The organism is Pseudomonas sp. GD03842 (assembly GCF_029841165.1).
In the GTDB taxonomy this organism is placed as follows: domain Bacteria; phylum Pseudomonadota; class Gammaproteobacteria; order Pseudomonadales; family Pseudomonadaceae; genus Aquipseudomonas.
In genome coordinates, this window is record NZ_JAOCEA010000007.1 from 130,045 (window position 1) to 149,991 (window position 19,947).

Below are 19,947 nucleotides of genomic sequence, written 5' to 3' on the forward strand. Positions count from 1 at the left end.
ACAACTGGAGAGCACGCGAATGAACATTGGTTTTATTGGCCTGGGCAACATGGGCCAGGCGATTGCCGCCAACCTGATCAAAGGCGGGCACACTGTGCAGGTCTGGAACCGCTCCCCTGATGCCGCGCGGCCGTTGGTCGAGCTCGGTGCCCACGCAGTCGCCGATCCGGGTGAGGCATTCGCTGCCGAGGTCGTGTTCAGCATGCTCGCTGACGACAAGGCCCTGCGCGCAGTCTTGCTGGACTCGGGCCTGCTGCCACGGCTCAAAGGCCCCTTGATCCACGTCAACCTCGCGACCATCGCCGTCGACTTCGCCGATGAACTGGCCGAACTGCACCGCGCTCAAGGCATCGACTACATTGCCGCCCCGGTGCTGGGCCGCCCGAATGTCGCAGCCGCTGGGCAACTGAACATCCTGGCTGCCGGCCCCGCACAGGCCATCGACAAGGTGCAGCCGCTGCTTGATCTGATCGGTCGCAAGACTTGGCGTCTGGGCGAAAAAGCCTCGGCCGCCAATACCATGAAGCTGGCGACCAATTTCCTGCTGGTGGCCGCGGTGGAGGCGATGGGCGAAGCGGCTGTGCTCGTCAGCCGACACGGGCTCAAACCTGCGGACCTGGTGGACCTGGTCTCCAACACGATCTTCACCGGCCCGGTGTACTCGGGCTATGGCGCGCTGATCGGTGAACGCCGTTACGAGCCCGCCGCATTCAAGGCCGTGCTCGGGCTCAAGGATGTCGATTTGATCCTGGCCGCTGCCCGCCAGGTGAACGTCACCCTACCCGGCGCGGAGGTGGTTCAGGGCCATCTGCGTGAAGCGGTCGCCGAGGGCGATGGCGAGAAGGATCTGGCCGTGCTGGCTGAAGTCATGGAGCGCCGGAACCCGGCCTGAAGCCGGGATTCACCGTGTGGCCGAATCGTCCGGTTCACTGTGCACCACCACCAGCAACTGCGCCTGGACGTCGCCCAGTGACCGCAGGCGGTGGGGTTTCTGTGCATTGAAGTGCAAGGCATCGCCGCGCTCGAGAATCACGGTTTCGCTCATGAAATCCACTTCGACCCGCCCCTCATGGACGAACAGAAACTCCTCGCCCCTATGCTCCTTGAAAGTGGTGCCGGCAAAGTCGAAGGGGGGCCACAGCATGAACGGCAGCAAGTTGTGGTCGCTCATCGGGCGGGCCAACATCGCATAAGCCGCGTCCTGCTCGGGGCGTCCGAGCAGTTGGCGCTGGTCGCGGCGCACCAGGCTGTAAGCGTCCGGGTCAGCATCGGCCTCGCTGAACAATGCTTCGACATTGACGTGGAGCGCTCTGGCCAGCTTCAGCGCGGTGGCAATCGACGGCGTGTTGAGCCCCCGCTCGACCTTGGACAGGTAGCTTTTGGTCATGCCCGAGCGTTCGGCCAACGCTTCGAGGGTGACGCCCATTTTTTTTCGCAGCAGCTTCAAGCGGATGGACATGGATCGATCTTTTCCGTCAGACGGTAAACGGGTGCGTTGTCAATGACACCTTGTGTCATTAGTATGAATTTGTGTCATTCACGCAGCGTTCGACTCGAACGCGCTTCATATGAACATTCGCGCCGAGGCATGCCCATGGCCAAGACACTGGACCTCTCCAAAGCACAACTGATGACGCGCTCCAACGCGCAGATGGATAGTACGTTAAAAGCCGGCGACTGGACCCTGCGCCAGAAGCTGGCGTTGACCTGCCGCATTCTGTTCGAAAACGGTCATGACGCGGGCCTCGCGGGGCAGATCACCGCTCGCGGCTCGATACCCGGCACCTTTTACACTCAAGCATTGGGGCTGGGCTTCGATGAAGTCACCGCTAGCAACCTGCTGTTGGTCAATGAAGACCTCGACGTCGTGGAAGGCCACGGCATGCCCAATCCGGCCAACCGCTTTCACACGTGGGTCTACCGCGCGCGGCCCGATGCGCAGTGCATCATTCACACCCACCCGACACATGTCGCGGCATTGTCGATGTTGGAGGTGCCGCTGGAAGTGTCGCACATGGACCTTACTCCCCTGTACGAGGACTGTGCGTTTCTCAAGGATTGGCCGGGGGTGCCCGTGGGCAACGAGGAAGGTGAAATCATTTCCGGTGCCCTCGGTGACAAGCGCACGATCCTGCTCTCCCACCACGGCCAGCTCTCGACCGGCGTCAGCGTCGAAGAGGCCTGTGTGCTGTCGATCCTGATGGAAAGGGCAGCCAAGCTGCAACTGCTGGCGATGGCTGCAGGGCAGATCCGCCCCATCCCCCCACACCTGGGCCGTGAAGCCCACGATTGGGTATCCCGTCCCACACGTCATAGCGCCACTTTCGACTACTACGTGCGCCGCACGCTCAAAAAGCACGTCGACTGCCTGAACTGATCCCACCTCGTCCCGGCGGCACGGCGCGTCGCGCGCCGGACCCCAGGCTCACCGATGCACCACATCGACGCAATTCCCCGCTCCTTGCGCAGATTCGGGGCGACAGCGGCCCGCGCATACCTCCGTTAACCCCAGTTCAACGGCCCTGACGGGTTGGCATGCTTCATGCCTTTGTAATTTCATTCAAGTTACTTGAATAAAAATACGGTCCATTCAAGGGGATTACCGAATGATTCGTTTCACGCTCAAAGCCTTGTCCTTATCGTTGGTCACACTGTGCACCCTGTCCATGGCCCATGCCGATGATCTGCTGCAACGGATCAAGCAGAAACATGAAATCGTAGTGGCCACCGAGGCGCGCTTTGCGCCCTTCGAATCGGTGGAGAACGGCAAGATCGTCGGCTACGGCGCCGACCTGATGCACTACGTCCTCGATGCGGACCTGCCGGGTGTGAAAGTCCGGCAATTGGACCTGCCCTTCCAGGGCATCCTGCCGGGGCTGGACAGCAGCAAGTTCGACTTCGTGGTGACTTCGGTTACGGTCAACAAGGCCCGTTTCGATCAGTTCGCGTTCACCGTGCCGATTGCCGAATCCACCGTGGCGCTGCTCAAGCGCGCCGACGACAGCCACATCAACACCCTGGCCGACTTGAATGGCCGGGTGATCGGCTCGCAGGCGGGTTCCGGCCAACTGGCCGTGCTGCAAGCGCTGGACGTCAAACTCAAGGGTGAAGGCCAGCCGGGCATCAAGCGCATCAAGGAATACGTGAGTTTCGACGAAGCTTATGCCGACCTCGCCAACGGCCGCCTCGACGGCGTCGCACAGTCGCTGTCCAACCTGGGCCCGTTGATGAAAGCACGGCCAGGGCTGTTCGCCACGTTGCCAGAAATGGTCGGCCCGACCACGTATTTCGGCTGGGTCGGTCGCAAAGACGCAGACAGCGCGTCGCTGGTCAAACTGTTCAGCGACGGCATCGCGCGGGCCAGTCAAGACGGCACGCTGAAGAAGCTTCAGGAAAAATGGTTCGGCTTCACCATGAGCTTGCCGACCGACGCCATGCCGGTCCCCACCATTTGAGCCGCCGATGATGAACGATTTCGGCAGCCGTTTGGCGTTGTATGGGCCCGCCTTGCTTGACGGCGCGCTGACCACTCTGTGGTTGTGCGCCGTCGGGATGCTGCTGGGCTTCGTGCTCGGGGTTCTGCTTCATCTATTGGCCCACGGGCGCAGTCGCGGCGGCGTGGCCTTTACCCGGGTGTACGTCAGTTTCTTTCGCGGAACGCCCATGCTCGCCCAACTGCTGTTGCTGTTCTACCTGCCCTCGGCGCTCGGCCTGGACGTGCCGCCGATGGTGGCTGGCGCAGCGGCGCTGGCGCTGAACACGGCGGCCTATCAGTCGCAGATCCTCAGCAGCGGATTTGCGGCCATCCCCAAGGGCCAGATGGAGGCTGCCTCCGTATTCGCCCTCGGCAGGTTCAACACGCTGGTTCACATCCAGCTGCCTCAGGTCCTGCGGCTAACGTCCCCGGCGCTGATCTCCGAACTGATCGACGTCATTAAGGTGTCTGCGGTGGTGTCGGTCATCTCCATCACCGACCTGATGCGGGTCAGCCAGCAACTGGTTTCCCAAACCTACCGCCCGCTTGAGGTGTACTTGGTGATGGCCGTGTTTTACCTGGCGCTGACGAGTCTGTTGAGCCTGCTGGGCAGCCTGCTGGAACGCCGTTGGCGGGAGCGCACCTGATGCATGAATTAATGAGCTACCTACCGGACTTCGGCACAGCCTTGCTGGTGACGCTGGGCATCAGCCTGGCCGCGGCCGGAGCCGGTCTGATCCTGGGATTCGCGTTCAACGCGTTGCGTTTGGCGCTGCCCGGTTTCGCCGCGCTCTACCGTGCCTATGTCTGGCTGGTCCGAGGCACGCCGTTTCTGGCTCAACTGGCAATCATCTACTTCGGCCTGCCGGTCATCGGCCTGCGGCTGGAGGCGGTGGAAGCCAGCATTCTGTCCCTGGCGGTTTACAGCGGCGCTTATTTCGCCGAGTTGTTTCGCTCGGCCTGGGCCAGCGTTCCCCTCGGCCAAGTGGAAGCGGCGCGGGCCCACGGCATTTCCCGGCGCGGGGTGTTCTGGCACATCCAGGCGCCTCAGGCCATGGCCTTCGCCCTGCCCCTGCTGGGCAATCAGGTGATCCTGACAATCAAGGAAAGCGCGGTGACGTCGATCATCACCGTTCCCGAGCTGACCCTGACGGCCGGGCGCATCGTCTCCACCACTTTTTCCTACGTGATGCCCTACGCCTTGCTGGTGTTGAGCTACTGGCTGCTGACGTCCACCGTCGCCGCCCTGGCTCGCGCCCTGGGCCAGCGCATGACCCGTCATTTGCGAGGTTGACCTGATGAGTAACCTGCCCCTTCTCGAGCTGCGCGGTGTCGGCAAATCCTACGGCGCCCATCGCGTGCTCAGCGGCTTCGACCTGCGGGTGTCCCCCGGAGAAATCGTCTCGCTGATCGGCCCCTCTGGCTCGGGCAAGACCACCGCCCTGCGCTGCATGAACTTTCTGGAACGCTACGATGAAGGCGAAGTCTGGATCGACGGCCAGTTATTGGGCTACAGCGGCACCGGGCGCGCGGCCGCTGACTGTGACAGCGAGGCCAGGGTCGACGAAGTCCGCCATCCGGTATCGATGGTGTTTCAGCAATTCAACCTGTGGCCGCACATGACGGTGCGCCAAAACGTCATGGCGCCCTTGGTGCTGGGCAAAAAGATGGGCAAGGATGAGGCCCGCAGCCTGGCCGATCTGGCCTTGGGTCGGGTCGGCCTGAGCGCCAAGGCCGACGCCTACCCTGCCCGGCTGTCCGGCGGCCAGCAACAACGGGTCGGGATTGCCAGAGCGCTGGCGGTCAAGCCCCGTCTGATGCTGCTGGACGAACCGACGTCGGCACTGGACCCGGAACTGGTCGAGGAAGTGCTGCAGGTGATTCGCAGCCTGGCCGACGACGGCATGACCATGGTCATGGTGACCCACGAAATGAGCTTCGCGGCGCAGATTTCGTCACAGGTGGTCTTCATGGAGGCCGGACGCATCGTCGAGACCGGCGCCCCCGAACCGCTGTTCAACGCCCCGGAGACCGAGCGTCTGCAGCAATTTCTCAAACCGTGGTTCAACCGCAGCCTCACCCCTCGCGCGCAGGTCATCCCATGATCGCTGACAAGACCTTGCAAGCCGTGTCGGCCACGCGCTTGCAACACTGGCTGGACACTCTGGCCACCTTTGGCCCCGGCACCCACGGCGGGATGAATCGCCAGGCACTCTCGGAAGACGATTTTCAGGCCCGAGCCTGGCTGATTGCCGAAGCGAGAAAGCTCGGCTGCGCGGTCTGGACGGATGGCTGCGCCAACCTGTTCATCCGCCGCGAAGGCCGCGAGGACCTGCCGCCGGTGATGACCGGCAGCCACATCGACACCCAACCCACCGGCGGCACGCTGGACGGTTGTTATGGCGTGATGGCCGGACTGGAAGTCCTTCATGCGCTGACCGATGCGAACGTTCAGACCCTCCGCCCCATCGAGTTGGTGGTCTGGACCAACGAAGAAGGCAGCCGCTTCAGCCCAGGGGCCATGGGTTCCAGTGCCTATGTCGAGCCGGCACGGCTGACGGACTATCGCGGCCACCAGGACGCCGCCGGTGTCACTGTTGGCGCCGCACTCGATGCCCACGCGCAACGCTTCGCCGATTTGCCACATCGGGCAAAAATCGCGACGCACGCCTTCGTCGAACTGCACATCGAGCAAGGCCCGGTCCTGGAACAGGCAGGTGTCCCGCTCGGCGTCGTACACGGGATTCAGGGCGTGCGCTGGTACCAGGTGCGCTGCCGGGGGGCGTCGGCCCATGCTGGCACCACGCCGACAGCGCTGCGCCGCGATGCCCTGCTGATGGCGACCGCCGCGCTCGGCCCCATCGACGCATTGGCCGAGCGGCTGGCCGGCGAGAACAAGCGCCTCACGTTCGGACGCTGGAACGTTCATCCCAACGCGATCAACACCATCGCCGGCGAAGTGACCTTCAGCATCGATTTTCGGCATTCCGACCCGGCGGTGCTCAATGCTTTCGATGCCGATCTGGGCGCGTGCCTGCCCGGCGATGCCGAACTGACGCGTCTGTTCGACCATGCGCCGACCACCTTCGACAGCCGGGTAATCGAAGTGCTCGAACACGGCTGCAACGCCACGGGTCTGGCCTGGCAGCCGATCCGCTCCGGCGCGTTCCACGACGCCATGTACCTCGCTGAGCATTGCCCCACGGCCATGCTGTTCGTGCCCAGCCGCGACGGCATCAGCCACAACCCCTTGGAATACACCGAACCCGCGCAACTGGAAGCGGGCGTCCGGGCACTCGCCTGGAGCCTGGTTGCACTGGCTGAACAACCCTGAACTGAACGCTGATTCAAGACATAAGGAAACCCAGATGAACCCCATTACCCACAGCCATGACTTCCCTGCCTGCTGCCAGCCCGACAACGGCGCTTCACTGGGCATCAACGCAACCTTGCAGGAGCCGATATCGGCGGACGGCACCCCGGTCCTCGACCAGCGCTACACGGTGCCCGCCCGTTGCGGCCGCGCCGTGCGCCTGAAGGCCGGGCAAGTGATCAAGATCGTCAACACCCACGGCACCCAGGTCTGCGACACCTGGCTGTTCAACAGCGAGGACATGAGCGAATTCCTGTCCATGGAGCACGCCCGCGCCCACATCAACGGCATCATTCCGAAGGTCGGTGACGAGCTGTTCAGCAACCGCCGCCGCACCATCGGCACCCTGCTGACCGACACCTCGCCAGGTATCCACGACACGCTGATCGCTGCGTGCGACCTGCACCGTTACACCAACCTGGGCGTCGAGGGTTACCACGACAGTTGCGCCGACAACATGCGCCTGGCGTTGCAAGCCATCGGCCTGCGCTCCCACGAAGTCCCGCAACCGTTCAACCTGTGGATGAACATCCCGGTCAAACCCGACTACACCATCGAGTGGCTGCCGCCGGTTTCGAAAGCGGGCGACTACGTCGAGATCCGCGCCAACATGGACGTGGTCGTGGTGATGTCCGCGTGCCCGCAGGACATCGTGCCGATCAACGACCTGAACCCGGTCGAGGTGAGCTTCTCGGTTCACGCCTGATCAGCCCCCCAGTAGACGGCAGGCATCCGTCCCCCTAGGATGCCTGTCGCCCACTTCATGCGATTGTGCTCATCGAGGAATGCATGTCCAAAGCCAGCCATCCGCCAGCCCCCAAATCTCTGCATTCAGCGGGATTGCCCAGCTTGAGCGTCCGCCTTCGCCACGCCCGCAAGGTCGCCGGGTTGACCCTCAAGCAGGTCGCAGAAGCCGCTGGTTGTTCGGAAAGCCTGATTTCCAAACTGGAAAACGACACCGCATCGCCTTCCCTTGCCATGCTGCACCGCTTGGCCATCGCCCTGGGCAGCAACGTGTCGGAACTGACCTCGGAAGAGTGGGTGTCCGAAGAGCCCGTGCTGCGCGCCGGTGCCCGTCAGGTCAGCCGTTTCGCTCAAGCGCGCAAGGGTTATATCGACTTGGAGCGCATCACCCACCCGCAAAAAGGCGGCTTGCTGCAGGGCGACATCCACATCGTCTCGCCAGGCATGGTCAGTGAAATGATCGAGCATGCGGGCGAAGAAATGGGCTACATCATCGAAGGCAGCCTGGACCTGACGCTCGGCGAAGCCACCTACACGCTCAATGAAGGCGATTCCTTCCATTTCCCCAGCAGCGTGCCTCACGGTTATCGCAATGCGACGGATCGGGTCGTGCGCATCCTGTGGATCAACACCCCTGCGACGTTCTGATTCATTTAGCGCACCGATCGCACATGACCGTTTATCGCCCCGATTTCATTTTCTTCGATCAGCCCCGTACGGCGCCGGGTCACATGGCAGGAGCGGCTGGCGGCCCCGTCAGCCATCTTCTTATCTGCCCTGTGTGAACGAGGCGTACGACATGAACAAGAAACTGAGCTACGCGGTCGCGATGACCGGATTGACCTGCCTGCTGTCGCTGCCGGTGATGGCCGCCACCAACGACAGCGGATCGAGTGACACGTCCAAAAGCACCATGAGCGCGCCGTCGACGGACCATTCGACCCACTCCGACAAATCCTCCCGTCCTGAAGGCACCAACGGTGCTAATACCAACGGCACGGCCCTGCCGGGCTCCGGAGGGGAAGCCGGAAGTGGCGGCAACTCGAGCCCTGGCAACAAGACCCCTTCGGGCGCAGGCAGCTCCGGAAGCTGACAGCGGCGCCTGAATCGACGCCTGGCAGGCACGGGCTCCTCGAACCCCGAGTCGGCCAGGCATCGATCGACGCAGCCTCTTGCCCGACGTGGCAATCTCTTTGAACTATCGCTTTGAGCTCACGATCAGTTTTATCGCGCAGTCCGCGCAAGTGGGAGTGGCGTCTTCGCGCCGACCCTGCCCGAGGTGACTGAACGATAAGGAGCCATCGTGACCGATACCGCCTTGCTACCCTACCGACGCCTACCCGGCCCGCTGCACTCAATCCTGCTGGGAGGCACCGTTGCGCTGTTTCTCGGTGCCGTACTGAGTGACATCGCTTACTACAACACCTACCTCATTCAATGGAGCAACTTTGCCGCGTGGTTGATTGCCGGTGGCATGTTGCTCGGTGGCCTGGCGCTGCTGTTCGCGTTGATCAACCTGCTGCGCGCCACCCCGAAGTCGGGGCAGCCGATGACGTATTTCCTGGTGCTGCTGGCGACATGGGCACTGGGTTGGATCAATGCGTTCGAACACGCCAAGGACGCTTGGGCCGTGATGCCAACGGGCCTGATGCTGTCGGTGGTCGTGGCGGTGCTCGCGGCTGCGTCCGCCTGGATCGGCTTTTCTCGTCCGAACGCGGTCGCGACCCGCGTGGGAGGTGCGCAATGAAATCCGCATTGGTTTTGACAGCCCTGAGTTCGGCGCTGCTGCTGAGCGCATGTGGGGGTGAGAAAGACACGGTCCAGACCCACGGTGCCGACCCGAAAATGCCGCAGGCCGAACGCGGTCTGCTGCCCAGCATGAAAATCGCCGAGCCGGCGCCATGGGGCGATCAGAAACCCACGGTTCCCGACGGCTACAGCATTTCGGCCATTGCCACGGACCTGCGCATCCCACGGCAGACCCTGGTGCTTCCTAATGGCGACATTCTGATCGCCGAAGGTCGTGGCGGTGCCGATGCACCCAAGGTGCGCCCCAAGGACGTCATCGCCGGTTACATCAAGGCCCAGGGCAACACGCAAGTCAAAGGCGGTAACCGCCTGACGTTGCTGCGTGATGCCGATGGCGATGGGAAGTACGAGCTGCGCACCGTGTTCGCGGAGAATCTCAACGCGCCCTACGGCCTGGCGTACGCGCAAGGCAAGCTCTATGTGGCCAATCAGGACGCTCTGGTGCGCTTCGACTACACCGAAGGCCAGACCAAGGCCAGCGCCGCCCCGACGACCGTGACCGAGCTGCCGTCCAGGATCAACCACCACTGGACCAAGTCACTGGCCATCAGCCCGGATGGTCAGACGCTGTACGTGGGCATTGGCTCCAACAGCAACGTGACCGAGCGCGGGATGGACGTCGAATTGGACCGCGCGCAAATCTGGCAGATCGACGCCCGCAGCGGCGCGCACAAACCTTACGCGACCGGCGTGCGCAATCCGACGGCCTTGAAAATCCAGCCGGGCACCGAGCGGTTGTGGGCGGTCGCCAACGAACGTGACGAGCTGGGTGAAGATCTGGTGCCCGACTACCTGACCTCCATTCGCGAAGGCGGCTTCTACGGTTGGCCGTACAGTTATTGGGGCCAGAACGTCGATACCCGTGCCCAGCCACAAGACCCGGCGAAGGTCGCCTCGGCCATCAAACCGGACTACAGCCTGGGCTCACACGTGGCCGCGCTAGGGTTGGATTTTTCCACGCCTGCCATGGGTGGCGCGTTCGGTGACGGAGCATTCGTGGGCGAACACGGCAGTTGGAACCGTGACAATCCTGTGGGTTACAAGGTGGTGTTCGTACCCTTCCACAACGGCGCGGCGACCGGCGAGCCAGTTGACTTCGCCACAGGATTCCGGGGGGCCGACGGGAAGACGCGTGGCAGGCCCGTGGGGGTTACGGTCGACCCTCGCGGCGCGTTGATCATCGCTGACGACCTGGCCAACACCGTCTGGCGGGTCACGCGCAATCGGTAAAAGGACCTACCCTGGCCGGCTGCTCTCGACAGCCAGATGATCGTTGAGCAAGCCGGTCGGGGCGAACAGGCATCCCGCGCCCCTGTAGCGTTCAGGATCGGTCGGCAAACGCCTCCGCCGAAGATATTTCCTGGACGCTCTTTTCATTTTCCAGCGACCTCGTCAACATACGCGCCAAACACTGAAGGTGGGCACTCCAGGGTTGCCAATGAGCGCACTTCCTGCATCCGATAACGATGCCCCCCTCTTACATCGATCGCTGTAGAACACTGGCGGAATAGTCATGCCTGACACCCGTGGACAGGCGTTATTCACCTTTGCGTGTTCCTGATGCGCCCCTTATTTTTCAGGATGAAAGAGATGCGAATTCAACTGCTGACAAGCGCACTGGCCCTGTCACTCGCCGGCTGCGGCTCCACCCCGAACAACCCGTCTGTCGATCTGGAAACGCCCAAGACCGCCAGCGACTATGCGCAATGCGTCCTGCCCAAATGGCAGGCTTTGAAACCTTCAACGACCCTGACCGAAAGCAAAGGCCACTACAAATTGCTGGTCTCGGGCAAAGTCGCGCAGGACGACATCCTCGAGGTTTTCAAAGGCAACCCCAATACGCGGGTATTTCTGTACCAGCGTGCCCCGCTGGCATCGGCCTTCGGGCAGAGCGCGCTGGAAAAAGCCGCCCGCGACTGCCTGTAGGCTGGCACGGCTCAGCACACCGGTGATGCAATCAGGGTGAACTTCACCTCTGCCCCTTCCTCTGAAATCCGACAACGCCCGTTTCGTCGGGTCACGGTTCAATCAGAGGAGACACACCATGAGCACGCAATTGGTTGGCAAAAAAGTCCTGATCATCACCTCGAACACTGGCATCGAGCGGGACGAGTTGCTCAAACCCTTGAACACGCTGAAGGACCTGGGCGCCACCGTCACCCATGCTTCCATCGAGGGTGGAGAAACCCAGACCTTCGTTCAGGACACCGAGAAGGACACCCGCGTTACGTCCGACACCCGTCTGGCCGGGTTGTCTGCCGGTGAATACGACGTACTTGTCATTCCTGGCGGCACCGTCAATGCCGACACCTTGCGTCAGGACGCCGACGCACAGCGCCTGGTGAGTGACTTTGCGAGCTCGGGCAAGACCATCGCTGCCATCTGCCACGGCCCCTGGCTGTTGATCGACGCTGGCGTGGTGAAAGGCAAGACCCTGACCTCCTACCCGAGCGTGCGCCCCGACCTGCTCAACGCCGGCGCCGCCGAATGGGTCGATGAACAGGTCAAACAATGCGGTGCCAACGGCTGGACGCTGATCACATCGCGCAATCCGGACGACCTGCCCGCGTTCAGCGAAGCCATCGCCAAGTCGCTCCAGTCCGCCTGACCTGTGCGGCGCGACCTGCGCGGCGCGAAGCTGCAGCGGCCTGACGGTCGTTGCAGCCGGTCCGCTGGCGTAGCAAATACTTGAAACCAACGCTCACCGACGCCAGTCGACATCGATAGTCGCAACGGCTTCTGCCGGTTCCGCGGGCACTCCGGAGATCCCTGGGGCGTACTGGGCTCTCGCCGCGGAACGGAGCAGCGACCTGACTAAACGCGAGGAGGACTCAAACGTCTTCGGATCAACCCCATGACGTTTCCCCATCGAACCACTCGCTCAGCCTGAATGCGTGAGCGCCTGACCAGCTTTATCTGAGCGGAAGACACGCAATGCAGCCGATCAAACACCGGGCCGAACCCGGCGATGACACCCTGGGTGGCGGCATGCCCGGCGCGAGTGTCGCTCTGCCCAAGACGGGCAACTGGCTCAAGCGCCTGCTGGCATTCACCGGGCCCGGTTACATGGTTGCCGTGGGCTATATGGACCCTGGCAACTGGGCAACCGATCTGGCCGGCGGCTCGAAGTTCGGCTACCTGTTGCTGTCCGTCATCCTGCTTTCCAACCTCATGGCCATCGTGCTGCAGGCCCTTTCCGCTCGCCTGGGCATCGTCACCGGTTGGGACCTGGCGCGCGCCTGCCGGGAACGCTACAGCCGTCCGGTGTGCATTGCGTTGTGGCTGGCCTGCGAAATCGCCATCATCGCCTGCGACCTCGCCGAGGTCATTGGTACCGCGATTGCCCTTAATCTGCTGTTCGGTATTCCCCTGGTGTGGGGCGCAGTCATTTCGGCGGTCGACGTCTTTCTGATCTTCCTGCTCATGGGCAGAGGCTTCCGCGCCCTGGAGGCCTTCGTCATCGCGTTGCTGCTGATCATCTTCAGTTGTTTCGCGATCCAGATGGTGCTCGCCCAGCCTGACATGGCCGAGCTATTGGGCGGTTTCATTCCCAAGGCCGAAATCGTCACCAACCCGGCGGCGTTGTATCTGGCGATCGGCATCATCGGCGCCACCGTCATGCCCCATAACCTCTACCTGCACTCCTCCCTCGTCCAGACCCGGGCTTATCCGCGCACTGAAGCAGGCCGCCGTCTCGGCTTGCGTTGGTCAGTGACCGACAGCACCATCGCCTTGACACTGGCGTTGTTCGTCAATGCGGCGATCCTGATCACCGCCGCCACGGTGTTTCATAAGGCGGGCAAAACGGATGTGGTGGAAATCGAGGAGGCCTATCACCTGCTGTCGCCTATGCTCGGGGTCGGCATTGCTTCAACGCTCTTTGCGGTGGCGCTGTTGGCCTCCGGCATCAATTCGACCGTGACGGCCACCCTCGCCGGGCAGATCGTGATGGAAGGTTTTCTCAAGATGCGCCTGCCCGGCTGGGTGCGGCGGCTGCTGACCCGGGGCCTGGCGATCATCCCGGTGATTGTCATCACCAGCCTGTACGGCGCGGAGGGCACCGCCAAGTTGCTGGTGTTGAGTCAGGTGATTCTATCGATGCAACTGCCTTTCGCCATCATTCCGTTGGTGAACTTCGTCTCGGACCGCAAGCTGATGGGCAATTTCGTCACGGGGCCGGTGCTGACCGCCCTGGCGTGGGCGATCGCCTTGCTCATCGTGGGCTTGAACGGCGTATTGCTGCTAGGGATGTTCTCGGACTGACGTCGAGCCCCGGGGCCTCGACAGCGTTCGACACGCGGGCGGTGGCAGGCGTGTGCAGTGCCCGCCGCCGTCCGCGTTCACGCTGCGCTCAATGGCTGTCGCCGTGATCGTGCCCCATGTTCATCGCATCGTGCATCGACCGGGCTGGGGCGCTGACCTGCAGGGTTTCCCGCACGCCACCGTCGCTTTCGATGGTCAGGATCAGGGGCACTTGGTCGCCCTCCTTGATCTGCCCCTTCAAGCCCATGAGCATGACGTGATAACCGTCCGGATCGAGCGACACGGTCTTGCCCGCAGGCAGCGGAACCGAATCCACGGGGCCCATGCGCATCACGTCATGGCTCATGCTCATTTCATGCACCTGCACATCGCTGGCGACCGGCGACGCTACGCTCAGCAAGCGGCTGTCGGTCTGCGCCGTGATGCGCATGAAAGCGCCGGAAGACGGCTGCCCTGGTACCGTGGTGCGCACCCAGGGATCCTCCACGCGGGTCTGGGCCATGGCGGAAAGACTCACTCCGGCCAACAACGACACAGCCAAAGCGCGGCGCGCGGCACGGCCGGAAACGAAGGATGAAAACAAACCGGTCATCAGCAGACCTCCATGACAGTGAGCAAATCTTCCGCGCATTGCTTGGCGGACAGCGAAGGTGACAGCCCCAGACGCAGATTACCCCGCGAATCGAACACGAAACTGGTGGCGGTATGGGACATGGTGTAGGTGTCGCCAATCGGTTCCTTTTCGTAGAACACGCCAAACTCCTTGGCGACCTGCTGCGTTTGTTCAAGCGTCCCCCGCAGGGCGACGAAGCTCGGGTCGAACTGCTTCACGTAGGCGTCGAGGATCTGCGGGGTATCACGCTCAGGGTCGACGGTGATGAAGATCACCTGCAGGGTTCGGCCGTCCTCACCCATGATCTTCTTGATCTGCGCGGCACGCGCCAGTGCGGTCGGGCAGACCGATGGGCACTGGGTAAAACCGAAGAACACCATTGGCATCAAGCCACGGAAGCTGGACAAGGTCTTGACCTCGCCTTGAGTGTCCGTGAGCTTGAAGGTGCGGCCGCGGATTTCGTTGCTCAGATCCTTGCCGTGTTTGAAATTCAGCGCGGTGGTGGAACCATCGCAGCCTGCGAGAAGGCCCAGGCCGACGATGCCCATGCCACCCAGCACCTGACGACGGGTCAATAATTGATTCATGTGACGAACTCTCTGAAGCGGTCGGCGTCGATGCCGACCTTTGACCACCCCGCTGCCCCTTCAGAACGGGGCACGCAGGATGACGCTAAATGGCGTGCAAGCGCGGCGGCAGGTTCAGGGCGCCTGGGGTGCCCACCCGGGGAAAGCGTCTCGGGGCGGCCTGCGTAGACGATGGTCCGAACGCGGCATCGATGCGTTGGGTCTACGCGCCCAACGCCCCAGACCCAGGAAGAACACCACCGCCAGCGCCACGGTGCCGGCGAACGCGCAGTCGGTCATCGACAGCTTCATCAACTGGGCATGCTCACCGATGCTGGCCAGATCCGACTGCCCCGCCACCGCGTGGTGCTCACTGCAATCGACACCGGGCGGCAACTGGTTGAAGGCGCGCAGCATCTGCCCATGACTGAGGCTGCACACCATCCCGCTGAACAGGATGAAGCCGTACAGGATCCAGGCGATGAGCGGTTGGTGAGTTCGAACGAATTTCATGGGGCCGCATTCTACATCGTCGCAGGCAGGCTCATGGAAGGGGGGATGATGACCGGGTGCGACAAAACCGCGCAGCCCGTTGGACGCTTCAGCGTCCCAAGCGCTCCTGCACGAACACGCGGGCCTGGCGGGTCAACTGGTCCATGTGCCGATCGCGCTGTTTCTCCGCGTCGGTCATCGCCCGCTTTCCGTGCTGGTTGAGCAGGTAGGCATGGATCTGCCGCACTTCCACGGAGGTGTAAATGGGCGCGGTGTCCAACACGGCCACTTGCCCTTCGCTCTGATAGTGCCGGGTATTCATCAGCACCTGCGGGCCACGCGCTCTGAGCACCTGAAAACCCATGGCTTCGAAATACGGCACCTTGTGAACGAAGCAGGCCAGTTCGGCGTGGGGATAACGCCTCTGCATGTCTGCCAGCATCGCCCGTGCCATGCCTTGACGGCGCCGATCGGCCCTGACGGCCATGTAGGCCACCGAACAGGCCTCGGGATCGCCTTGTGTCGGCAGGTACAGCAGAAAGCCCGAAACCTGCGAAGGGTCTTCGGCGTCCAGCGCCACGATCAGCTCCACCGGAAACCCCCGCGAACCGTCCATGGCCTGCAGGTACTGGTGCACCTCATGCCCGACGCCGTATTGATACAGCGGATACAACGGATTGCTCGGAGCAATGCCGACCATGCTGATGTCGGTCACGTAATCGACCACCATCTGCATGATCTGGCTGTCGATGAATTCCGGTGGAGGTGTGTCGAGGCGAGTGAGGGTGAACATGGCATTCCTGTTTCGGTAAAGGCAGCCCGACATCCCGTTGATGGATGGCGAGCGTGCGCATCATACCTTGTTCCGGCCAAACCATCGGTATACCGATGCGGCACGGCCTGCCCAGCCACGGTCCGTTCAGCACATGGCGTCAGAACGTCAGCCGGGGCGGCTGCTCATCCAGGATCCTCGCCAGCCGTACCATCGTTACCCCCACCCCGAGATGACGCAAGGAAGGCTGGACCAACACACAGTGGTCATGGGGCGTGACGATGGCGGTTTCGCCGTCCCAGGCGATGACGGTCCCCGCCTTTTCGATGACTTCCAGGCCACGGAAGTCCTCGACGAAACTGAAATCCATGCTCCGCGCCACCACCGGGCAGGTGACCTCCAGAAAACGCTGTGGCCCCGGATTCTCCGGCCCCAGGAATTCGACGACGTCCTCGTGCCGCACCGCTCCGGTCGTCGACAGGAAGCGAGCCGCGGTGTCCAGCGCCACGTCCTGACTGCGCCGGGAGAAGTGCTGGCCGGTTTCGATCAGCAGCGCATTCTTGTGGCTGGCCGGATCATCGAACCCCTGGAAATCCCGCAGGCGTCGGCCATTGGCGTGCCCGGCGTCGACCACCACCGTTTGCGGAAGCCCCAGGGTCGCGGCGAACGCGCGGCCCTTGTGCTGAGCACCGCACATCATCACCGGTGGGGCTTCCTCATGCATCGAATGAATGTCGAGCAGCAGGTCGACCGTCTCCACCACGGGACGCAACTGCCGCGCCCGACGCAGCTCGATCGAATCCTGGTCGCTGTCCAGTTTCTCGGGCAGCCAGACGCGGTTCATGTCTTCGTCCAGATAACGGGTCGCGTCGATGTCGCGCCGATCGAAGCGGTGGTACGCCTCGACGTTGCCGAAGGCCAGGGTCAAACGCCCCCTGATTGGACGCAACTGACGCTTGAGAAAGGCGTCCACGGTGATCGCGCCGCTGACCTCGTTGCCGTGGGTCAGTGCCATGATCATTACGTGGGGCCCGGCGACACCGCTGTCGAAGGTATGCACGTAATCGACGCCGTGAGTCCCGGCTTCCCATCGCCGAATATCGGGAAACTCGACCTCGATCGGGTAAGGCTTCAACGCGGCACGTACGTGTTCAAGGGTTTTCATATCAGTCTCCAGCAGGCAATGGCTGACGCAGACCGGGGCCTCGCCTGGGCCGTCGGCAGCGTGGATCGTTGAAAGATGTCAGGGGGTTCAGGCTGGCGCGTGCCGATGCATGCGACGGCCCAGGAGGATCACGGCAATGACACTGACCAGCGACGTGGCCATCACATAAAAGCTGGGCGCCAGCTTGCTGCCCGTGGCCTCGATCATCCAGGTCACGATCAGCGGCGCAAAACCGCCGAACAGCGTGACCGAGAAGTTGTAACTCAGCGCCAGGCCCGTGCCGCGGATACGGGTGGGAAAGATGTCGGCGAGCATGGCCGGGATCGGCCCCAGACACGCGGCGATCAAGACGCCCACCACCGCCTGGACCCACAGCAACGTCGAAACGCTGGGAAAGTGGTTCAACCAGAGGAACATCGGGTACGACGACAGCCCGGTGATCAGTAACGCCAAGGTCAGCACGCGGAAGCGCCCGTAGCGGTCCGACAGGCTGCCGAACACCGGCGCCATCAACATCAGCGTCACCCCCGTGACCAACGCGCCCAGGTACGAAGAAGTGGCCGCGATCTGCAGTTGCTTGAGGGCATAGGTCGGCATGTACAGCTTGTGCACGTAGTTGAACGCCGTTGCGCCTGCGACCACGCCAATGGCCAGCAGCAGGCTGTCGCGGCCTTTGGTCAAGACATCGCGCAACGGGGTCTTCTCTTCGGATCGGGTCGCCACCTGTTGGAAATCCGGGGTTTCGTCGATCTGGCTGCGGATGTAGAACCCGACCGGCCCGATCAGCAGCCCGATACCGAAGGCCACGCGCCAGCCCCAATCGTTGAGCTGCACGTCAGTCAGCACATGGCTGAGCAGCGCACTGACCCCAGCGGCCAATACCGTCGCCAGGCCTTGGGTCGACAACTGCCAACTGGCGAAGAAGCCGCGTCGGCTGGCATCGGCGTGCTCGACCATGAAGGCCGTCGCCGCACCAAATTCGCCGCCGGTGGAGAAGCCCTGCAACATCCGGGCAACGATGATCAGCAAAGGCGCCGCCAGACCGATCTGCTGGTACGACGGGGTGAAGGTAATCAGCGCGGTGCCAACGAGCATGATCAGGATGGACAGTGTCAACGACGCCTTGCGTCCGGCGCGGTCCGCGTAGGAACCCAACACGAGGGCGCCCAGCGGTCGCATCAGAAACGAGATGCCGAACGAGCCGACGGCCAGCAGCAGCGAGGTGGTTTCATTGTCCGACGGAAAGAACAGCTTACCGATGACCACCGCGAAGTAGCCGTAGATCAGCAAGTCGTAGAATTCCAGTGCGTTGCCGAAACTGGCCGCGACGATTTCTTTCCACGGGCCTCGTCGAGCGGGCCTCGCAACGGTATTCACGGTAGAGGAATGGAGGGTCATGAAAGTGGCTTCCGGGTCTGTTTCACTGTTGACGATCACGTTCGCGAACGCAGGGCATGCGAACCGATGGCAGTTTTTTATTGGGTGAAAACAACCGGACGGCGATTGAAGGTCTGCGCCTTCATTGGCCATCCGGCCCAAGGGCACAGTGAATCAGGCGTGGAAGCAGGACAATTGCCGATTGGGCACAGGCTTGAGCCTATTCGGCACGGGGCCGCAGTGATGGGGGTCGGCGCTGGCCGAGGGCATGCCGATTGTTCTGCCCCGCACAAGAACAGTGCACCGTGCTGCTGTGCGGGTCGGCGGCATCCGCCTGTTTGAAGCGGTGGCCTAGGCCGTTTGAGGCTCCGGGCTCAATGCCTCCCAGACCCTCATCACCCGCTCACTGCGGTTCGAGCGCAACCGATGCAGCGAGATGTCGAAACCGATGCGCATCTCCGGGTCACCTGCAATCAGCAACTCGCCGGCGGCCAATGCCTCCTTCACCACCATGCCCGGCAGCCACGCCAACCCGCCACCGCGCAGTGCCATCTCCAGGATCGCTTCGTAGGAATCGGCCTGATAGATCATCCGCAACGCCAACCGGTGAGGCAGCCGTGCCAGGTGCTGGGCCAACACGCCTCGCAACGACAGCGTCGGCGAAAAACCCAGCCAAGGGATGCTCGACAGCTCGCTGTCCGTCTGGATCGAGAACAAGGGGCGGCCCTGCGCATCCGGTGCGCTGACCGGGAGGAGTTCTTCCTGAGCCAGCACTCGAGAGTCGAAACGTTCGCTGTCGATCAGGATCCGGGTCAAGGGGCTGGAAAAAATCAGTTGGAGGTCAACTTCCCCGGCGGTCAGTTTGGCGATCGCCTCCTGGGCACCGCCGGTGACCAACGACACGGGAAAGGCGCCGATCCGATCGTGCAGCGACTGGTACCAGTCCGGGAAAAACACCCGGGCCAAGGTCCGCCCCGTGGCAATGCGCAGCGGCTCGTCACGGTTCATGCCCAGATGGCGGAACTGCGCGCGTGCTGCCAGCAGCAGTTCCATCGACTGGGTGGCGGCGTCCAGAAACAATACCCCCGCGGGGGTGAGCGACAGGGGTTGCTTACGCTCGATCAGCGGGACCCCGACCCAATCTTCAAGCGCACGAATGCGCCGCCCGAAGGCCGGGTGCGTCACACAACGAATCTCCGCCGCCCGGGAAAGGCTGCGGGTGCGCGCCAGTTCGATGAAGTCTTCCAGCCATTCCAATTGCATCGTTCGCTCTGCCCACGGTAGTCGCCCGGAGCAGG

Annotated in this window: 23 protein-coding genes; 15 read left to right on the forward strand and 8 right to left on the reverse strand. The window is 62.7% G+C overall.

Annotated features, from left to right (window positions below; all coding sequences use genetic code 11):
* Positions 1-19: 19 nt before the first annotated feature.
* Complete coding sequence (locus tag N5D61_RS12145; RefSeq protein WP_279892899.1) at positions 20-892, forward strand: NAD(P)-dependent oxidoreductase; 873 nt, start codon at positions 20-22, stop codon at positions 890-892.
* Positions 893-901: 9 nt separating this feature from the next.
* On the opposite strand, the gene N5D61_RS12150 is transcribed toward N5D61_RS12145, so the two are convergent.
* Entirely contained in the window at positions 902-1,459 is a 558-nt protein-coding gene (locus tag N5D61_RS12150) for an XRE family transcriptional regulator (protein WP_108238528.1), read from the reverse strand.
* A 135-nt stretch (positions 1,460-1,594) separates the two neighbouring features.
* On the opposite strand from N5D61_RS12150, the gene N5D61_RS12155 reads away from it, so the two are divergent.
* The 14 genes from N5D61_RS12155 (at position 1,595) to N5D61_RS12220 (ending at position 13,664) form a co-directional block, all read left to right on the forward strand.
* Positions 1,595-2,377, forward strand: a complete 783-nt coding sequence (locus N5D61_RS12155) for an aldolase (RefSeq protein WP_279892901.1) — start codon at positions 1,595-1,597, stop codon at positions 2,375-2,377.
* Between the two features lie 229 nt (positions 2,378-2,606).
* Entirely contained in the window at positions 2,607-3,455 is an 849-nt protein-coding gene (locus N5D61_RS12160) for a transporter substrate-binding domain-containing protein (RefSeq protein ID WP_279892902.1), read from the forward strand.
* A gap of 7 nt (positions 3,456-3,462) precedes the next feature.
* Positions 3,463-4,122, forward strand: a complete 660-nt coding sequence (locus N5D61_RS12165; protein WP_279892904.1) for an ABC transporter permease subunit — start codon at positions 3,463-3,465, stop codon at positions 4,120-4,122.
* Positions 4,122-4,769: an amino acid ABC transporter permease gene (locus N5D61_RS12170; protein ID WP_279892906.1), complete on the forward strand. Its 648-nt coding sequence runs from the start codon at positions 4,122-4,124 to the stop codon at positions 4,767-4,769. Before N5D61_RS12165 ends, N5D61_RS12170 begins: the two co-directional genes overlap by 1 nt.
* Positions 4,770-4,773: 4 nt before the next feature.
* On the forward strand, positions 4,774-5,580 hold the full coding sequence (locus N5D61_RS12175; protein WP_279892908.1) for an amino acid ABC transporter ATP-binding protein: 807 nt from the start codon (positions 4,774-4,776) through the stop codon (positions 5,578-5,580).
* Positions 5,577-6,809 (forward strand): M20 family metallo-hydrolase, encoded by a 1,233-nt coding sequence (locus N5D61_RS12180; protein ID WP_279892909.1) that lies wholly within the window; start codon positions 5,577-5,579, stop codon positions 6,807-6,809. The genes N5D61_RS12175 and N5D61_RS12180 overlap by 4 nt, the downstream gene beginning before the upstream one ends.
* Positions 6,810-6,843: 34 nt before the next feature.
* Positions 6,844-7,554 (forward strand): urea carboxylase-associated family protein, encoded by a 711-nt coding sequence (locus N5D61_RS12185; protein WP_279892910.1) that lies wholly within the window; start codon positions 6,844-6,846, stop codon positions 7,552-7,554.
* A gap of 83 nt (positions 7,555-7,637) precedes the next feature.
* Positions 7,638-8,240: a cupin domain-containing protein gene (locus N5D61_RS12190; RefSeq protein WP_108238521.1), complete on the forward strand. Its 603-nt coding sequence runs from the start codon at positions 7,638-7,640 to the stop codon at positions 8,238-8,240.
* A gap of 151 nt (positions 8,241-8,391) precedes the next feature.
* Positions 8,392-8,685 carry a hypothetical protein gene (locus N5D61_RS12195; protein WP_108238520.1) on the forward strand — a complete coding sequence of 98 codons (294 nt, stop codon included), beginning with the start codon at positions 8,392-8,394 and terminating at the stop codon, positions 8,683-8,685.
* Between the two features lie 210 nt (positions 8,686-8,895).
* A complete protein-coding gene (locus tag N5D61_RS12200; protein WP_108238519.1) occupies positions 8,896-9,339 on the forward strand; it encodes a DUF2231 domain-containing protein in 444 nt (147 codons plus the stop codon).
* Positions 9,336-10,631 (forward strand): sorbosone dehydrogenase family protein, encoded by a 1,296-nt coding sequence (locus tag N5D61_RS12205; RefSeq protein WP_279892911.1) that lies wholly within the window; start codon positions 9,336-9,338, stop codon positions 10,629-10,631. The genes N5D61_RS12200 and N5D61_RS12205 overlap by 4 nt, the downstream gene beginning before the upstream one ends.
* 360 nt (positions 10,632-10,991) lie before the next feature.
* Complete coding sequence (locus tag N5D61_RS12210; protein WP_108238517.1) at positions 10,992-11,327, forward strand: hypothetical protein; 336 nt, start codon at positions 10,992-10,994, stop codon at positions 11,325-11,327.
* 118 nt (positions 11,328-11,445) lie between these two features.
* Positions 11,446-12,009 (forward strand): type 1 glutamine amidotransferase, encoded by a 564-nt coding sequence (locus N5D61_RS12215; RefSeq protein WP_279892912.1) that lies wholly within the window; start codon positions 11,446-11,448, stop codon positions 12,007-12,009.
* 380 nt (positions 12,010-12,389) lie between these two features.
* The gene (locus tag N5D61_RS12220; protein WP_218565105.1) at positions 12,390-13,664 is read left to right on the forward strand and encodes an Nramp family divalent metal transporter; all 1,275 of its coding nucleotides are present in this window, start codon (positions 12,390-12,392) and stop codon (positions 13,662-13,664) included.
* A gap of 88 nt (positions 13,665-13,752) precedes the next feature.
* Here the strand turns inward: N5D61_RS12220 and N5D61_RS12225 are convergent, their stop codons facing one another.
* From N5D61_RS12225 to N5D61_RS12255, 7 genes are all read right to left on the reverse strand, one after another.
* Positions 13,753-14,256 (reverse strand): copper chaperone PCu(A)C, encoded by a 504-nt coding sequence (locus N5D61_RS12225; protein WP_108238514.1) that lies wholly within the window; start codon positions 14,254-14,256, stop codon positions 13,753-13,755.
* Positions 14,256-14,864 carry an SCO family protein gene (locus N5D61_RS12230; protein ID WP_108238513.1) on the reverse strand — a complete coding sequence of 203 codons (609 nt, stop codon included), beginning with the start codon at positions 14,862-14,864 and terminating at the stop codon, positions 14,256-14,258. The genes N5D61_RS12225 and N5D61_RS12230 overlap by 1 nt, the downstream gene beginning before the upstream one ends.
* A gap of 114 nt (positions 14,865-14,978) precedes the next feature.
* Positions 14,979-15,356 (reverse strand): hypothetical protein, encoded by a 378-nt coding sequence (locus N5D61_RS12235; RefSeq protein ID WP_108238512.1) that lies wholly within the window; start codon positions 15,354-15,356, stop codon positions 14,979-14,981.
* An 88-nt stretch (positions 15,357-15,444) separates the two neighbouring features.
* The gene (locus N5D61_RS12240) at positions 15,445-16,128 is read right to left on the reverse strand and encodes a GNAT family N-acetyltransferase (RefSeq protein WP_279892913.1); all 684 of its coding nucleotides are present in this window, start codon (positions 16,126-16,128) and stop codon (positions 15,445-15,447) included.
* 139 nt (positions 16,129-16,267) lie between these two features.
* Positions 16,268-17,272 carry a succinylglutamate desuccinylase/aspartoacylase family protein gene (locus N5D61_RS12245; protein WP_279892914.1) on the reverse strand — a complete coding sequence of 335 codons (1,005 nt, stop codon included), beginning with the start codon at positions 17,270-17,272 and terminating at the stop codon, positions 16,268-16,270.
* 87 nt (positions 17,273-17,359) lie between these two features.
* Positions 17,360-18,670: an MFS transporter gene (locus N5D61_RS12250; protein WP_108238509.1), complete on the reverse strand. Its 1,311-nt coding sequence runs from the start codon at positions 18,668-18,670 to the stop codon at positions 17,360-17,362.
* Positions 18,671-19,000: 330 nt separating this feature from the next.
* Complete coding sequence (locus tag N5D61_RS12255; protein WP_108238508.1) at positions 19,001-19,912, reverse strand: LysR family transcriptional regulator; 912 nt, start codon at positions 19,910-19,912, stop codon at positions 19,001-19,003.
* Between the last annotated feature and the right edge of the window lie 35 nt (positions 19,913-19,947).

Bases quoted from the DNA above. Each gene is read 5' to 3' on its own strand.
- N5D61_RS12185 (WP_279892910.1), top strand. From the start codon at position 6,844: ATGAACCCCATTACCCACAGCCATGACTTCCCTGCCTGCTGCCAGCCC.
- N5D61_RS12155 (WP_279892901.1), top strand. From the start codon at position 1,595: ATGGCCAAGACACTGGACCTCTCCAAAGCACAACTGATGACGCGCTCC.
- N5D61_RS12210 (WP_108238517.1), top strand. From the start codon at position 10,992: ATGCGAATTCAACTGCTGACAAGCGCACTGGCCCTGTCACTCGCCGGC.
- N5D61_RS12230 (WP_108238513.1), bottom strand. From the start codon at position 14,864: ATGAATCAATTATTGACCCGTCGTCAGGTGCTGGGTGGCATGGGCATC.
- N5D61_RS12165 (WP_279892904.1), top strand. From the start codon at position 3,463: ATGATGAACGATTTCGGCAGCCGTTTGGCGTTGTATGGGCCCGCCTTG.
- N5D61_RS12245 (WP_279892914.1), bottom strand. From the start codon at position 17,272: ATGAAAACCCTTGAACACGTACGTGCCGCGTTGAAGCCTTACCCGATC.
- N5D61_RS12180 (WP_279892909.1), top strand. From the start codon at position 5,577: ATGATCGCTGACAAGACCTTGCAAGCCGTGTCGGCCACGCGCTTGCAA.
- N5D61_RS12195 (WP_108238520.1), top strand. From the start codon at position 8,392: ATGAACAAGAAACTGAGCTACGCGGTCGCGATGACCGGATTGACCTGC.
- N5D61_RS12255 (WP_108238508.1), bottom strand. From the start codon at position 19,912: ATGCAATTGGAATGGCTGGAAGACTTCATCGAACTGGCGCGCACCCGC.
- N5D61_RS12205 (WP_279892911.1), top strand. From the start codon at position 9,336: ATGAAATCCGCATTGGTTTTGACAGCCCTGAGTTCGGCGCTGCTGCTG.
- N5D61_RS12235 (WP_108238512.1), bottom strand. From the start codon at position 15,356: ATGAAATTCGTTCGAACTCACCAACCGCTCATCGCCTGGATCCTGTAC.
- N5D61_RS12215 (WP_279892912.1), top strand. From the start codon at position 11,446: ATGAGCACGCAATTGGTTGGCAAAAAAGTCCTGATCATCACCTCGAAC.
- N5D61_RS12240 (WP_279892913.1), bottom strand. From the start codon at position 16,128: ATGTTCACCCTCACTCGCCTCGACACACCTCCACCGGAATTCATCGAC.
- N5D61_RS12150 (WP_108238528.1), bottom strand. From the start codon at position 1,459: ATGTCCATCCGCTTGAAGCTGCTGCGAAAAAAAATGGGCGTCACCCTC.
- N5D61_RS12220 (WP_218565105.1), top strand. From the start codon at position 12,390: ATGCCCGGCGCGAGTGTCGCTCTGCCCAAGACGGGCAACTGGCTCAAG.
- N5D61_RS12190 (WP_108238521.1), top strand. From the start codon at position 7,638: ATGTCCAAAGCCAGCCATCCGCCAGCCCCCAAATCTCTGCATTCAGCG.
- N5D61_RS12160 (WP_279892902.1), top strand. From the start codon at position 2,607: ATGATTCGTTTCACGCTCAAAGCCTTGTCCTTATCGTTGGTCACACTG.
- N5D61_RS12225 (WP_108238514.1), bottom strand. From the start codon at position 14,256: ATGACCGGTTTGTTTTCATCCTTCGTTTCCGGCCGTGCCGCGCGCCGC.
- N5D61_RS12170 (WP_279892906.1), top strand. From the start codon at position 4,122: ATGCATGAATTAATGAGCTACCTACCGGACTTCGGCACAGCCTTGCTG.
- N5D61_RS12250 (WP_108238509.1), bottom strand. From the start codon at position 18,670: ATGACCCTCCATTCCTCTACCGTGAATACCGTTGCGAGGCCCGCTCGA.
- N5D61_RS12175 (WP_279892908.1), top strand. From the start codon at position 4,774: ATGAGTAACCTGCCCCTTCTCGAGCTGCGCGGTGTCGGCAAATCCTAC.
- N5D61_RS12145 (WP_279892899.1), top strand. From the start codon at position 20: ATGAACATTGGTTTTATTGGCCTGGGCAACATGGGCCAGGCGATTGCC.